Source organism: Streptococcus sp. HSISS2 (assembly GCF_000448665.1).
Taxonomy (GTDB): Bacteria; Bacillota; Bacilli; order Lactobacillales; family Streptococcaceae; genus Streptococcus; species Streptococcus raffinosi.
Genome location: NZ_CM002133.1, coordinates 1,969,750 through 1,984,762 on the forward strand (window position 1 = coordinate 1,969,750; position 15,013 = coordinate 1,984,762).

Genomic DNA, 15,013 nt, shown 5'->3' on the forward strand with positions numbered 1-15,013 from the left:
TGAGCTTTCCAAAGTAGGATAATTCACATCATCATTCACCGTTTTTGAAGGCACAGGTCCAGAGATTAATAGCTCATCATCATTCTTCACATAAATTTTATATTCACCAACTTCACTCGTCTGAGCCAAAATCTCATCCAATAAGTTTGAGTCGCTAGATTGAGCTGCTCCTTCAACAACTTGATTTTCATCCTGCTTTTGCTCTGATGAATCCACTACTTCTGTAATAACAATATAGTCAGGTGCTTCCTCACTAGATGGCTTATCAGCTTCCTTATCTTGTTCTGGTTGACTAGGAGACTCCTGACCCTTGCTATCTTGAGTAGAAGCTTCATGTTTGCTTTCTGCCTCATCACTAAGCAGTTTCGTCTTAGTCTGATTGGTGTCCGAATTAACCTGAGAGGCCCCTTTTGCATCAGCCGATGCGATACTGGTACCCATGAATAGAACAAAAATCCCTAAAGTCGAGACCAAGCCAATCATTAGTTTACGAAATAGACTATTATCTTTTTCTTAATCATAACTCCCTCACTATGTTTTTGTTAGCTCCGATTAACTAACATGAGTCCTAGATGCTGCTGTTGATCGAATGAAGGTCATACTGAACTCATCTTATAAACCTTCATTATGCTATCTATCTTAACACTCAAAAGCTTTCGTTTCAAGCGATTCCTTAATTTTTAAGCATTTTAAATAAATAAAAAATTCATGTCCTAAAATTGATGAAAATCTATTATCAGATTAAGCTTTTAAGCCTAGACAAATGGTAAATTCTTTAAGCAATGCTCAGTAAACCAAAGATTTGTCGGCTAAAGTGCCAATAAAAGAGCTACTTTGCACCAAACGTCTATCTGATACCTTCATAGTGTCCAAACACTTTCAAAGCAACTATAAAAAGATAGCCCTAAAAGAAAAAGCTAACCTTCTATTAATTAAACAAACGATTATAAAAAGATTAGTGATATACACCTCTAAAACTCTATTTTAAAGGGTCTTGATAGATTTAATGAATACCGCTCCTTCAGAAAATCTCATATAGTTTACATCTAAAGTTTATTTATAGTTATCTTTATTAGCGTTCCTTTATTTAATGAAAACAAAGGAAACTACTAAAGATGATGCTAAGGATCAACTCTCTCATATACTACTCATCCCATAACATTTGTATCTTATCAGCTCTAACGTGCTAAATACACCGACCTTAACTCCTCTATTACGACAAACAAGTGTTAAAATTGGAGAAAATACCTGGTAAAACACTAAAAATAGCCTAACTTTATAACCAAATGACCAAATCGGAGACTCACAAAAAGCTCATTTACTAAACTATTTTCTCATATGTAAACGCTTCACACACATCTCTATCACATGTAAGAAAAACTTGCTATGTTTTAGTATTTTTTAGCATAAACGCTAGATATTTCAAGGAAAATCCGTTACAATGAGATAAGGAAAGATAGGTAATTAACAGCATCATTATTTCATATGAAAGGGAAATTCATGGCTTATATTCAAATGAAGCATAGCTATAAACGCTATAAAACCGGTGATCTGGAAATTATCGCAAATAATGACGTAAGCTTTGAAATTGAAAAAGGGGAGCTTGTCGTCGTTCTCGGTGCCTCCGGTGCCGGAAAATCAACCGTTCTTAACATCTTAGGTGGTATGGACACCAATGACGAAGGCCGCGTCATTATTGATGGTAAGGATATCTCTGAATACTCAGCTAGGGAACTTACGACTTATCGTCGTGAGGACGTTGGTTTTGTATTCCAATTTTACAACTTAGTTTCAAACCTTACGGCCAGGGAGAACGTTGAGTTAGCATCTGAAATCGTTCCAAACGCTAAAGATGCCTCACAAACACTTGTCGAAGTCGGTTTAGGGGACCGCTTGGACAACTTCCCATCACAACTATCTGGTGGGGAACAACAACGTGTCGCTATTGCACGTGCCGTTGCCAAAAATCCAAAGATTCTTCTTTGTGATGAACCGACGGGGGCTCTGGATTATCAAACAGGGAAACAAATCCTAACCCTCCTTCAAGACATGGCGCGCAAACAGGGAACAACTGTTATTATTGTTACCCACAATGCTTCTCTAGCTCCAATTGCTGATCGTGTGATCCAAATGCACGATGCCAAGATTAAGAGTGTGGAAACTAATCCCAACCCACAAAAAATCGAGGACTTGGAATACTAGAAAGGAGCACCGTCATGAAAAAAACAACTTATTGGAAAGATGTTTGGCGAACCTTTGTAGCTTCTAAAGGGCGTATGCTCTCTATTGCCTTACTTATGGCACTGGGATCCTTTGCCTTGATTGGTCTTAAAGTAACTTCTCCTAATATGAAAAAACTGGGGAACACTTCTTCAAGACGCATCAAACAGCTGACTTGAGCTTAATCAGCACTTACAGTATCAACCAAACCGATCAGGACCTTCTCAATTCGATTAAGAAAAAGAATGTAGACATCGAGTATGGTTATTTCAAAGATGCTGTCATCAAGGGGAAGAATACAGCATTTCGTATTTTCTCTAAACCTAAGAAAATCTCTACTTATGACCTTATTGAGGGGAAACTTCCTACTAAGGACGGGGAAATCGCTCTTTCCTCAACCTATAAAGAAGAATATAGCGTCGGAGATAAGATTAACTTTTCTGAGCCAGTAGATAGCTCAGGGCAAAAACAATTAAAGGAACAAACATATACCATTACTGGTTTTGTTAATTCCTCTGAACTTCTCTCTAGGAACCGCCTTGGTAATGCCAGTGCTGGTACGGGGAAACTGGATGGCTATGCCATTGTTCCAGAGACGGACTTCACTTCTAATGATTACATGATTGCCCGCATCCGCTACAAGGATTTGGAAAACGTTAGTCCTTTTAGTGAGGAATACGCAAATAAGATTTCTGAACGAAAGACTGAACTCAAGGAACTCTTTAAAGACGAACCTGAGAAACGCCTCGCTGAAATCAAGTCACAGTCTCAAGCTCAAATTACTCAAGCTAAACAAGAACTTGAAACGGCACTCGCACAGACCCAGCAAATGGCTACAAGCAACCCAGCCGAAGCCGCTAGCGTCAAAGAAGCTACTACCAAAATTGAAGCCAAGCAAAAAGAACTCGAAGAAAGTCAAGCAATGGTTGATAATTTACCAGCGCCTAGCTATCAATTCTACTCTCGTCGAGAGATTCCGGGTTCTGAGGGATATGTTGCTTATGAAAGTAATATTAACATCATTCACGATGTGAGTAACATCTTCCCTGTCGCTCTCTACTTTATGGCTGCTTTGGTTACCTTTGTAACCATGGGACGCTTTGTTGAAGAGGAACGTGGTAAGGCTGGTATCTTCAACGCCCTAGGCTACAGTAATTCTCGAATTATCCATAAATTCGTCATTTATGGTTTGATAACAAGTATTACTGGTACAACCGCAGGTGTTATTACCGGTCATACACTACTACCGATTCTCATTCACAATACTTATAAGAGCGATTTGCAGCTTCCTGCTTTCGAATTGCACTTCTACCTAGGACTTACTCTTGTGGCCTTCCTTTTAGGTCTCTTGTCTGCTGTGCTACCTGCCTTTGCGGTTGCCAAGAAAGAGCTCTGGGAAAAACCTTCCCAACTCCTCCTTCCAAAACCACCTCGTGCAGGAGCTAAGATTGTCCTAGAGCGCATCACACCTCTTTGGAAACGTCTCAGCTTCACGGAAAAAGTTACCATGCGTAATATTTTCCGCTATAAGCAACGGATGTTTATGACCCTCTTTGGTGTCGCAGGTTCTATTGCACTGCTCTTCGCAGGTTTAGGAATTCGATCTTCTGTATCTAACCTTAACCAGCAACAGTTTGAAGATATCATTCACTATGATATGATTGTTGCCAAGCAACCAAATACGTCAAGTGCTTTGGATGAGGAACTCACTAAACTCCTCGATGGCAAAGACGTCAAAGAATACTTGAATGTCCATTTTGAAACCTTGCAAAAAATTGCCGGTAGCAACAAGGACACTCAAGAAATCTCAACCCTTGTCTTTAACGACCGTGACGATAAACTCGTTGATAGTTACGTTAGCTTGCATGACCGAGACCGTAATAAGACTCTCAAGCTATCTAATGACGGAGCTATTATCTCTGAAAAAATGGCAAAACTCCTAAACCTAAAGGTTGGAGATACCATTACTGTGCAAAACAGTCAGGATGAATCTGTCAAGATTAAGATAGCTGGTATCACTGAAATGTACATGGGGCATTTCCTCTTTATGAATGCTAGCTACTACCAAAAAGCTTTTGGGACACCTTCAGTGAATAATGCCAACCTTGTTACTCTCGCTGAACCAACAAAGCAAAATGTTGAAAATATGGCAGCCAAATTCATCAACTTACCAAATGTTTATGGTGTTGTTCAAAACAACAGCCTTAAACTGCAAATCAGCACTATGGTCAATTCCTTGACACAGGTTATTGGTATTTTGATTACGGTTTCCATTCTCCTTGCTGTGGTTGTTCTCCATAACCTCACTAACATCAACGTTTCAGAACGTATCCACGAACTTTCAACCGTTAAGGTTCTTGGTTTCTACAATAACGAAGTATCCCTCTACATCTATCGTGAAACCATTTACCTTTCAATCATCGGTATCTTCGTAGGGTTCGGTCTTGGACAGGCACTTCACCATTATATGGTAAGCATCATTCCGCCAGATCGTATCATGTTTGATCCATCTCTCGGATTGGCTACCTACCTTTTACCAGCTGTTCTTATCGGCATAATCCTTATTATCCTTGGCTTCGTCGTCAACAAACGTCTTGCCAAACTTAATATGCTTGAAGCCCTAAGCTCAGTTGAATAAGCTAAAAACGCCTGAGAAGTAATTCTCAAGCGTTTTTTAAGTTCGATAAATTATTTGGTTTTAGTCTTAGCCAACTCTAGACAGTAGGACTTTACATGACAATGAGGACAAGTCAGCTTACGAGTCCGTGGGGTATGTCCGGCAAGAGCAAATTCTTTAAAACTTGGATCAAAGGTCCTATGACAATTAGGACAGAGGTATTCAAACTGCTTTCTATAGTGAAACATCACTAAATTCATTACTATAATAAAAGCAGGACAGACAACAAACAAACCTCTGGGATCCTTAAAATAATAAATGACAACCAGTAGGCTCATCAGATAAAGAAGGGAGGTTAGAATGACACTCCCATATATTCTCAACTGCAAGCGACGCCATGATTTTTGATTTTCCATAAGACGTGAAATGTCTGACAAATCTTCCAGCGAAAGTTGATGTCGTTTAGCAGTTGCTTTTTGCAAGTGACGGGCACGTTTTAGTTTGACCTCTATTTCCTTCGAAGACTTTTCCAAGCTCTCGATTTGGTCTGTCAACAAAAGCTCTAAAACCTGTTCCCTATTCTCCTCTTGCAAGAGTTTCTTGATTTGTTTGATTGAGAAGTCCAAATCTCTTAAGAAACAAATGACTTGCAGGCGTTCCAAGTCTGATTCGTGATAGATTCTCCGGCCACCTTCTGTGACTTCAGATGGTGTCAAGATACCTCTTTGATCATAGTACTGGACAGTCCTAACTGACACTTCTGCTGCTTTAGCCAACTCTCCTGTTGAAAACTGCGACATCTCAGTCACCTCCTTTTAAGATTTTCTATCAAAGGAGGACTTTGGCCACCCTTGATACCTAGATTCTACCTTATAACGCAAGGTAATATGCAAGCCCTAACCCTAGAGGATTTTCTTTTCTTACAGAAAAAGTTAGCTATCACTCTTTACAGCCTTTACAACTCCTGTAAAGCTTTAGTCGAAAAGGCCACCCAAACCTAAGGCAGCAAAAGGATTGTTACTGACTTCTTCCTGTTGCTCCAAAAGTTTGGCATTCTCATCTAATTCGAGAAACTTCTCGTAAATCTGTGCGGTCATACGAGCATCCTCCAAGCTGTTATGACCGTGTCCCTTGATTCCAAAGAAATCTGCCACACTAGTCAACTTGAGGTTAACAATACCGTTCAAATCAGAAGCACGACGGTCAAAGGCCTCATCGAAAACATCTAAAGCATATTGCTCTTCCAAGTCTAAACCATTTTCAGCTAGAATAGGCAAATCTGATTTAAGAGCATTGTAGCCAATAAGTGGAGTGTCACCAACAAATGATTTAAAATCCGCCAGAACAGACTCTAGCTTTGGTGCCTTGGCAATCTTATCCGCTGTAATTCCAGTCAAACCATTGATAAAGGATTGCAAAGGAACATCCGAATAGACGAAAGAATCAAACTGGTCCACTTCCTCATGCTGATTCAGCTTAACGGCCGATACTTGGATAATATGGCTAACCCCATCCACCGTGTTAAACTCCAAATCAAAGGCAATATAAGTTTCTAAATTTTCCATTTTAATCTCCTACAATAGTTAAAGCTGAGACTGAGTCCCAGCTTCTTTTTTATTTTCCAAATAGACGTCCAAAGAAACCTTTTTTAGAAGCTTCTTCTTGTTTGGTCTGGATTTCTTCCACTTGGGCCTTGGCTTCGTCAACCTCAACCTTAGCCTCATCAAGTTCCAGTTTAAGCTCTTCCTTGTCCTTCATAGCAGTCAAGGTCAATTGCTGCTGTTGATCAATTTGCTTGTCCTTTTCGGCGATTTGAACGTCTTTAACACGCAATTGGTCATCCATGTTAGACAACTGCTCGTCCTTAGCCTTCAACTGAGCATAGAGACGGGCAATCTCAGAGTTTTTCTCGTCTACAAGAATCTCCAACAACTCACGTTGTTTTGTTTCTTCATCGATTGGCTCATCGTCAAAGATGGTTTTCTTGTAAATTTCCTCCAACTTAATCAAGCCACTGCGTTTAACGACAGTAACCCCTTTAGCATTTTTTTCTAAATCTTCTTCTGGAAGTTGTTTGACACGATTATTGACTGCTTGACGACTAACGCCAAGGATTTCAGCAATCTCGCTGACTGTCTTTTCAATACTCATAATAGCCTCATTTTCTCTTGAAATGTCTTACTATGAGAATATCACAATCACTCCTTTCTGTCAATTTGACTAGTTATTCTTGATATCTGAAGGACTTTTTTCCTTTCACTCTTCAAACAATTTACTTGATAGGAAGCTAAGCTTTTGGTAAACTATGTGTGGGTATAAATGTATATAGAAGGAAAGTCTTTGACTTAAACAATCGGTACTCCCAAATTAGGTTTGGTCGGTATCAGATCTGTTGTATCTAGGAATGGTGGGAACAATTCCACAAGGTTTGGGATTTTCATTCTTGCTCCAATTATAGGTGGCATTCAAGCAACCTTGGTTGCAAAACTGCTTAATATTGAAGCATAAATCACATTATCTTCAACGGTTTGACTGTTGGAGTTTTTTATTGTCAATCCACTCGCTCACTATAGTCTCATATTGCCATCCGAGATTGAAAAAAGCCCTAAATTATGCCATAATAAACAAAAGCAAAATAGAAAGAATGAGTCCTATGAAAAACTTCCGTGATGATATTAAGGTCAATGATTTGGCCCAGCCCTTCTTAGAGCCAATCGTTGAACAAATGACCACTGTATTCGACCCTGAGATTGAGCTAGATATTTACAACCTTGGTTTGATTTATGAAATCACCGTCGATGAAAATGGCCACTGCTACTTCCTTATGACCTTTACTGATACTGGTTGTGGCTGTGAAGAGACTATGCCTTATGAAATCGCTGAAAAGCTAAAATCCATTGACGGCATTAACTCTGTCAGGGTGGAGACCACTTATTCACCAGTCTGGAAGATGACACGTATTAGTCGTTATGGACGTATTGCCCTTGGTATCTCACCTCGAGGCGGAAAATAAAAGGAAAACCGATTGGACATTTCCAACCGGTTTTTTGCTATATTTTTTTCTTTGGATGACGATTAACAATCTCTTGATGATTGGCTAAAGCTTCCTCTCCCTTTCGAGTCAAGGCAATCCCTCGGACCGTAAAGTACTGACCTAGCTCTTCTTCAGATAGATTTTTAGCTAATGCTTCATCCAAGTCAGCCGCCTTCATCTTAGAAAGCCCCTTAACTCCTCGTTCTTTGAGAATGGCTTTCTTCTGACTACTATTGAGATGATCTAGAGAAGCAAAGGCAGATTCCTCATATGCATACCCATTTTCAAGTAGTTGAGCCAAATGGCTAGGTCCATCAATACCGTAAGTATATTCAAAATACTTTGGATACCAAGTTTCATTGGTAAAAGTGCCAAAGTTAATTCGCCAGAGCAAGATGATGTCACCAGCCAAGAGTCCATCAGCCAACGGCTCCATGTTTCGCTTTGGAACAGGTTTAACCACCTCGTTAGGGTCTCTATCTGGGGAAATATAGGGTTTAATCGTATAATCTTCGTACATCATTTCTCTCTTTTAAGTAATAAAAATCACATCGCACATATGTCCGGTGTGATTTCTTTTATATTAGTAAATTAGGCTTTACCTGATTTATCCATGTTCCAGAAGTCGGTAACGGCACCACGAGATGCTGATGAAACGATGTGAGCATACTTACCGAGGACACCACGGCTATAAAGTGGTGGCAACTCAGTCTCAGCTTTACGTTTCGCCAACTCTTCGTCTGAAACGTGCATAGTAATTTCTTTAGTATCTTGGTCAACTGTAACCATATCACCTGTACGGAGGTAGGCAATAGGTCCACCAACCTGAGCTTCAGGAGCAATGTGACCAACAACGAGTCCGTAAGTACCACCTGAGAAACGTCCATCTGTCAAGAGGGCAACCTTGTCCCCTTGACCTTTACCAACGATCATTGATGACAATGACAACATTTCTGGCATACCAGGACCACCCTTAGGACCTACAAAACGTACAACAACTACGTCGCCATCAACGATTTCATCAGAAAGAACTGCTTCGATGGCATCTTCTTCTGAGTCAAATACTTTAGCAGGACCAGTGATGTTACGAACTTTAACACCTGATACTTTGGCAACCGCACCTTCTGGAGCCAAGTTACCTTTCAAGATAATCAATGGACCATCAGCACGTTTAGGATTTTCAAGCGGCATGATGACTTTTTGACCTGGTGTCAAATCATCGAAGGCCTCCAAGTTTTCAGCAACAGTCTTACCAGTACATGTGATACGATCACCGTGAAGGAAACCATTCTTAAGAAGGTATTTCATAACGGCTGGCACACCACCGACGTTGTAAAGGTCTTGGAAGACATATTGACCTGATGGTTTCAAGTCAGCCAAGTGAGGCACACGCTCTTGGAAATCGTTGAAATCTTCAAGTGTCAAATCAACGTTAGCTGCGTGAGCAATAGCGAGCAAGTGAAGTGTCGCATTTGTTGAACCACCAAGTGCCATTGTGACAGTGATGGCATCTTCAAAGGCTTCACGTGTCAAGATATCTGATGGTTTAAGACCTAGTTCAAGCATCTTAACAACCGCACGACCTGCTTCTTCGATATCTGCTTTTTTCTCAGCTGATTCTGCAGGGTGAGATGATGATCCTGGAAGACTCATCCCCATTACTTCGATTGCTGTCGCCATTGTGTTGGCAGTATACATACCACCACAACCACCAGGGCCAGGGCAGGCATTACATTCAAGCTCTTTAACCTCTTCGGCAGTCATATCACCGTGGTTCCATTTACCAATACCTTCGAAAACAGAAACCAAGTCGATATCCTTACCGTTAAGATTACCCGGTGCAATGGTACCACCATAGGCAAAAATCGCTGGAATATCCATGTTAGCAATGGCAATCATAGAACCAGGCATGTTCTTATCACAACCACCGATAGCAACAAAGGCATCGACGTTGTGACCACCCATAGCTGCTTCGATTGAGTCGGCAATGATATCACGAGATGTCAATGAGAAACGCATCCCTGGTGTCCCCATGGCAATACCATCAGCAACGGTAATCGTACCAAATTGAACTGGCCAAGCACCCGCGTCTTTAACACCTTCTTTGGCAATTTGACCAAAAACCGTGCAAGTGGATATTACATGGTGTGTTCTCAGCCCAAGTTGAGATAACCCCAACGATAGGCTTTTCAAAACTATCATCCGTCATCCCAGTCGCACGAAGCATGGCACGGTTAGGTGACTTAACCATGCTATCGTAGACAGATGAACGGTGTTTCATGTTATTTTCAGACACGATATTTTCCTCCATAGTTAATAACTATTCTAATTTAAACTTCTACTCCTATTCTAACATAAATTGTCTAAAAAAACTGACCATTTACCAACTATTCTCCCTTTTTAAATTATGCTAAAATAAAGGCATGAAACATTTTGATACTATCGTTATTGGTGGGGGGTCTGCTGGCATGATGGCGACCATTGCCTCAGCCTTCTATGGCCAACAAACCCTCCTAATTGAAAAAAATAAACGTCTCGGAAAGAAGCTGGCTGGTACTGGTGGTGGACGTTGTAATGTTACTAACAACGGGACTTTAGACGATCTTCTAGCAGGCATTCCTGGTAATGGACGTTTCCTCTATAGCGTCTTTTCACAATTTGATAACCACGATATCATTGCTTTTTCGAGGACAATGGTGTCAAACTCAAGGTCGAGGATCACGGACGTGTCTTCCCTAGGACAGACAAATCACGGACCATTATCCAGGCTCTGGAGGATAAAATTCAGGAACTAGGTGCTACTATCCTCACCAATACAGAAGTTGTCTCCGTCAAAAAGGTCGATGAGCAATTCCAAGTTAAATCTTCAGACCAAATTTTTACCAGTGACAAACTCATCGTCACAACTGGTGGAAAATCCTACCCATCAACAGGTTCGACTGGTTTTGGACATGATATTGCCCGTCATTTCAAACTCCATGTTACTGACCTTGAAGCTGCAGAAAGTCCACTTCTAACTAACTTTCCACACAAGGCTTTACAGGGAATTTCTCTTGACGATGTCACTCTGTCCTATGGCAAGCACAAGATTACCCATGACCTGCTTTTCACCCATTTTGGCCTATCTGGACCAGCTGCCCTTCGCCTTTCTAGCTTTGTTAAGGGTGGTGAGATAGCACATCTGGACTTTCTTCCCAACCAAAACCAAGAAAATCTCAAGATCTACTTTGAAGAAAATCGCGAGAAATCAGTTAAAAACTCCCTCAAAGCCCTTGTACCTGAGCGTGTCGCTGAATTCCTAGCAAAAGATATGACCGATAATAAGGTCAAACAGCTACATCCCAAAGACTTGGAAAATCTTATCAGTCAGCTAAAGGACATGGAAATCCCGATCACGGGTAAAATGTCACTTGCCAAATCTTTCGTAACCAAGGGTGGCGTTGACCTCAAGGAGATTAATCCTAAGACCCTAGAAAGTAAAAAAATCCCTCACCTACACTTTGCAGGAGAGGTCCTTGATATCAATGCCCATACTGGTGGCTTTAACATCACCAGCGCCCTCTGTACCGGTTGGGTAGCAGGTATTCAGAGCCCTTGGGACTAAAAGATTACATATTCTTTTGATGACTATACCTAAAAAATGTCCCTTTCAATTCAGAAGGGACATTTTCTCTATTTCCAAAAAGGAGAGGAGGGGATTCGAACCCCCGAGCCCCGTTAAGGACTACACGCTTTCCAAGCGTGCGCACTCGGCCTCTATGCGACCTCTCCATATTAAACGATTAGCCTATTTGTGACTAATCGCTATTTTTCATCCTATTTACCAAAGAATTAGTCTTTAAACTGAGCCTCTACTCGATAGATGACTTGACCTTTTTCTGAGAATTTACGCTCGTACTCAGTCATAACATTACCTTCGTAATCACTTGCATGAAGGTCCAACCAAACTTTGTTGAGAACCATTCCATACTGTGAAAAGCTAGTCAAACTATACTCGAAAAGTCCACGGTTATCGGTCTTAAAGTGAATTTCTCCGTTTTCTGGCAGGATTTGTTTATAAGTATCTAGGAAAGTCTTGTAAGTCAAACGGCGTTTCTCGTGACGACTCTTAGGCCATGGATCTGAGAAATTCAGATACATCATGTCCACTTCACCGTCCGCAAAATAATTAGTCAAGGCTGAGCCATCCACTCGCAAAAGCTTAACATTTTCAGCACCTGAGGCCAAGACCTTATCCAGGGCATAACTCAAGACAGATAACTGGATATCAATACCAATGTAGTTGATATCAGGGTTTTGTTGGGCCATACCAGTGATAAAGGCTCCCTTACCAGATCCCACCTCAATATGGATAGGATTGTCATTACCAAAAAGCTCGTGCCACTTACCTTTAGCAGCTTCCGGCTCAAGGATAACGTATTGAGGATGATTCGCTAGGTGGTCCTCTGCACCCTTACGTTTTCTAACTCGCATGTTTACTTTCTAATACCTGTGCAGGGTTTCTCTGAACTTACGCAATTCATAAATTTCTCGGTTGGCGTGTTCCATATCACGGTTATCAAAGAATTTTGAAATTTGTGTTAAGTACGAGAATTGCCCATACCAATAAATCTTGTCCATCACAAGGTCATTATTCTTATAGCCATAATATGACAACCACTGAGGCCAATGTGCCAAAGGAATGTAATGGCTAAGAATCTGTGCGACATCATACATACGGTCTGTCAAACGTACAGAATCCCAATCAACCAAATAAATCAATCCTGAGGTTGTAATAACAAAGTTACTATGACGGGCATCCCCGTGGACAATTGTCGCAATATCTGCACGAAATTCTGGAAGATGACGTTTCAAATCTCTAACGACATCTTGAAGATAACCATTCTCACGTAATTGATAGGCAGCGTTTTCCTCCCATTCGTGTAGAAGGTCAAAGGGATTTTCAATGTGATAATCCAACTGTAAGAGCTGATTTACCAAGTGTTTTGAACGGTGCAAATTACCAAGAATTTGGATAATCTGTTTGCTATTCATGTCATGTTTGGTCAAGATGCGACCATCAAGCCATTCCTGTGCACTCATCATATCACCATTTCCCAGACGCTTAGCCCACAAGAGCTGTGGTGCAATCTGTTCCTTGGCAAGAGCTGCCAAGATTGGTGTTGTATTCATCTTCACAAAGACGCGATCTCCATTTGGGTAGGTCCCCATATAGGCCTTACCACTGTTTCCTTTGAGAGGAGTCAGGCTCAAATCTTTATCTGTTGATGTCACCTAGGCATCTCCTTTTTCTTTAGTCTTTTGCTTCTATTTTAACTTATTTAATAGGTGTTAGTCAATCATCTTCTTAAGCTTAGCTGGTAGGTAGACAAGGCTCAAAACAAGCATCACTCCAACTAAAATGAGGCTAAACTTCAAATCCAAGAGACAAACAGCCTGAATCAGCGTCATCACAAGGATGATTTGGCTAATCAAACGTTTCAGATTGTCCACCTGCATGTCCTTACCTAATGGCATAAGATTAGCCATTCTTTGATACGCAAAGTGGAATTTTAGTGCTGTCAGTTGGAAGAGCAAGAGGTAATCGAAAATAGCCACAAGTATCATAGCCAACCATTTTTCAGGAACTAAAAAGATAACCAGTAGAGATAAGGCAAAGAGACGACAACTCAAAGCAAAGTAATCTCCAGAGCGTAAGAAAGCCCTTAGGTAAAGATTGTACCAAGTATGGTTTTTGTCCTTCTTTGTACGTTTGAGAATACCATCCAAATAAGCACGGCGTTTAACACTCGACGTAATCCCCTTAACATTGGTAAAGAGGGAGAAGAATTTCAAAATTGATTGTTGCCGTTTATTTTCCACTGCAATAGCCACAGCCCAATTAAGTCCAGATTGCTTATAAAAAGGTTGAGCCTTTTTCTGGAAAATAAAATACTTAAGAATAACCATAGCCACCGCTACAAGGACAACTCCCCAAACTGGAAGCCCCAAGGCTAAAAAGAGTGGGACGACCAAGATAAAAATAAGGGTTTGGATAAGCACCCAAAATCTAAAAGCACGTCCTGTTGCCTTCTTAACATGGGTTCGTACCTCTTCTTCCTTCACCAAGAGATAGTGCTTGTCAGCAGGCTCTAAATAGGTGGCAATGTTCCCCCAGAAAGGAAGGAAGAGACAAAGCACAAGCAAGCCCAGGACAATAGCCCATGGATTTTTTGGAAAATGTCGGAGCAACTGGCTATACTGAACCAAGACGAAGCCCAACAAAAAGAGAAGAACCAAGATAAAGTGGTCATTAAAGACGTAGCGACTATACTTAGCACAACGGGTATTGAATCGCTTGCTACGCTCCTTAAAAAGCTCAGCTATCATGACAATTCTCCCTTAGTTAACTGCATGTAAATATCGTTAAGACTGGCACTACTGTCACCAAAGGTCTGACGAAGTTCATCAAGCGTTCCCTGTGCCAAGACTTGACCGTGATGCAAGATGACAAAACGGTCACACATCTTCTCAGCTGAATCCAAAACGTGAGTCGACATGAGAATCGCCTTACCATTCGTTTTTCCTCAGCCAAAAGCTCAATCAAGTCCGAAATTGCCAAGGGATCCAAACCTAGGAAGGGCTCATCAACAATGAGAAGACTTGGACCAACAATAAAGGCACAGATAATCATAACCTTCTGCTTCATTCCCTTTGAAAATTGTGTCGGGAACCAGTCCAATTTTTCATCTAAGCGAAAGAGCTTGAGATATTTTTCCGCACGTGCCATCCCCTCAGTCACATCAAGCCCATAGGCCATCAACACCGTTTCCAAATGTTCACGTAGCGTCAATTCCTCATACAAACTTGGCGTCTCAGGGATGTAACCAATCTTTTGACGATAACTAGCCGTATCTTGCTGTATGGTTAAACCATCAATTGCAATCTGTCCCCCATAGGGTGTTAAAAGACCAATAATCTCGTTAATTGTTGTTGATTTCCCAGCACCATTAAGACCAATGAGGCCAACTAATTCCCCATCAGCCACCTCAAAAGTGACATCTTTTAGGACGGGAATATTGGCATAGCCACCCGTCACCTTTTCTAATTTAAGCATTATCTTTTCTCTCTTTGGTATGATATAATCTATTATAACAAAAACT

12 protein-coding genes, 1 tRNA gene and 3 pseudogenes are annotated in these 15,013 nt (G+C 40.9%); 5 read left to right on the forward strand and 11 right to left on the reverse strand.

Going from position 1 to position 15,013, the window contains the following annotated elements; all coding sequences use genetic code 11:
- On the reverse strand, positions 1-441 hold a 441-nt coding region (locus HSISS2_RS08500; RefSeq protein ID WP_205617844.1), incomplete at its 3' end, for a hypothetical protein.
- 1,059 nt (positions 442-1,500) lie between these two features.
- Between HSISS2_RS08500 and HSISS2_RS08505 the strand changes: the two genes are divergently transcribed.
- Genes HSISS2_RS08505 through HSISS2_RS08510 form a run of 3 tightly spaced genes read left to right on the forward strand, consistent with a single transcriptional unit; the run spans position 1,501 to position 4,858 of the window.
- Positions 1,501-2,202: an ABC transporter ATP-binding protein gene (locus tag HSISS2_RS08505; protein WP_021146343.1), complete on the forward strand. Its 702-nt coding sequence runs from the start codon at positions 1,501-1,503 to the stop codon at positions 2,200-2,202.
- Between the two features lie 14 nt (positions 2,203-2,216).
- On the forward strand, positions 2,217-2,399 hold the full coding sequence (locus HSISS2_RS12005; protein ID WP_021146344.1) for a hypothetical protein: 183 nt from the start codon (positions 2,217-2,219) through the stop codon (positions 2,397-2,399).
- Positions 2,396-4,858 carry an FtsX-like permease family protein gene (locus HSISS2_RS08510; RefSeq protein WP_021146345.1) on the forward strand — a complete coding sequence of 821 codons (2,463 nt, stop codon included), beginning with the start codon at positions 2,396-2,398 and terminating at the stop codon, positions 4,856-4,858. Before HSISS2_RS12005 ends, HSISS2_RS08510 begins: the two co-directional genes overlap by 4 nt.
- A 50-nt stretch (positions 4,859-4,908) precedes the next feature.
- Here HSISS2_RS08510 and HSISS2_RS08515 read toward each other — a convergent pair whose 3' ends face one another.
- From HSISS2_RS08515 to HSISS2_RS08525, 3 genes are all read right to left on the reverse strand, one after another.
- Entirely contained in the window at positions 4,909-5,637 is a 729-nt protein-coding gene (locus HSISS2_RS08515) for a MerR family transcriptional regulator (RefSeq protein ID WP_021146346.1), read from the reverse strand.
- Between the two features lie 174 nt (positions 5,638-5,811).
- Positions 5,812-6,402, reverse strand: a complete 591-nt coding sequence (locus HSISS2_RS08520) for a 3'-5' exonuclease (RefSeq protein ID WP_002891650.1) — start codon at positions 6,400-6,402, stop codon at positions 5,812-5,814.
- A gap of 49 nt (positions 6,403-6,451) precedes the next feature.
- Positions 6,452-6,988, reverse strand: coding sequence for a DUF536 domain-containing protein (locus HSISS2_RS08525; protein WP_002884601.1), 537 nt, complete (start codon positions 6,986-6,988; stop codon positions 6,452-6,454).
- 502 nt (positions 6,989-7,490) lie between these two features.
- On the opposite strand from HSISS2_RS08525, the gene HSISS2_RS08530 reads away from it, so the two are divergent.
- Positions 7,491-7,850, forward strand: coding sequence for a metal-sulfur cluster assembly factor (locus HSISS2_RS08530; RefSeq protein ID WP_021146347.1), 360 nt, complete (start codon positions 7,491-7,493; stop codon positions 7,848-7,850).
- Positions 7,851-7,887: 37 nt separating this feature from the next.
- Here HSISS2_RS08530 and HSISS2_RS08535 read toward each other — a convergent pair whose 3' ends face one another.
- Complete coding sequence (locus HSISS2_RS08535) at positions 7,888-8,394, reverse strand: hypothetical protein (RefSeq protein WP_240472018.1); 507 nt, start codon at positions 8,392-8,394, stop codon at positions 7,888-7,890.
- A 68-nt stretch (positions 8,395-8,462) separates the two neighbouring features.
- Positions 8,463-10,167 (reverse strand): annotated as a pseudogene (ilvD, locus tag HSISS2_RS08540) (dihydroxy-acid dehydratase).
- A 127-nt stretch (positions 10,168-10,294) separates the two neighbouring features.
- Here ilvD and HSISS2_RS08545 point away from each other — a divergent pair.
- Positions 10,295-11,475 (forward strand): annotated as a pseudogene (locus HSISS2_RS08545) (NAD(P)/FAD-dependent oxidoreductase).
- Between the two features lie 80 nt (positions 11,476-11,555).
- Here HSISS2_RS08545 and HSISS2_RS08550 read toward each other — a convergent pair.
- The 5 genes and pseudogenes from HSISS2_RS08550 to HSISS2_RS08570 form a co-directional block, all read right to left on the reverse strand.
- Positions 11,556-11,642 (reverse strand) — tRNA-Ser (locus HSISS2_RS08550).
- Between the two features lie 60 nt (positions 11,643-11,702).
- Positions 11,703-12,344, reverse strand: a complete 642-nt coding sequence (gene trmB / locus HSISS2_RS08555; protein WP_021146353.1) for a tRNA (guanosine(46)-N7)-methyltransferase TrmB — start codon at positions 12,342-12,344, stop codon at positions 11,703-11,705.
- Positions 12,345-12,353: 9 nt separating this feature from the next.
- The gene (locus HSISS2_RS08560; protein ID WP_002889525.1) at positions 12,354-13,145 is read right to left on the reverse strand and encodes a cell cycle regulator CcrZ; all 792 of its coding nucleotides are present in this window, start codon (positions 13,143-13,145) and stop codon (positions 12,354-12,356) included.
- A gap of 57 nt (positions 13,146-13,202) precedes the next feature.
- Positions 13,203-14,240: an ABC transporter permease gene (locus tag HSISS2_RS08565; RefSeq protein WP_021146354.1), complete on the reverse strand. Its 1,038-nt coding sequence runs from the start codon at positions 14,238-14,240 to the stop codon at positions 13,203-13,205.
- Positions 14,237-14,967 (reverse strand): annotated as a pseudogene (locus tag HSISS2_RS08570) (ABC transporter ATP-binding protein). The gene HSISS2_RS08565 and the pseudogene HSISS2_RS08570 overlap by 4 nt, the downstream one beginning before the upstream one ends.
- Positions 14,968-15,013 lie beyond the last annotated feature (46 nt).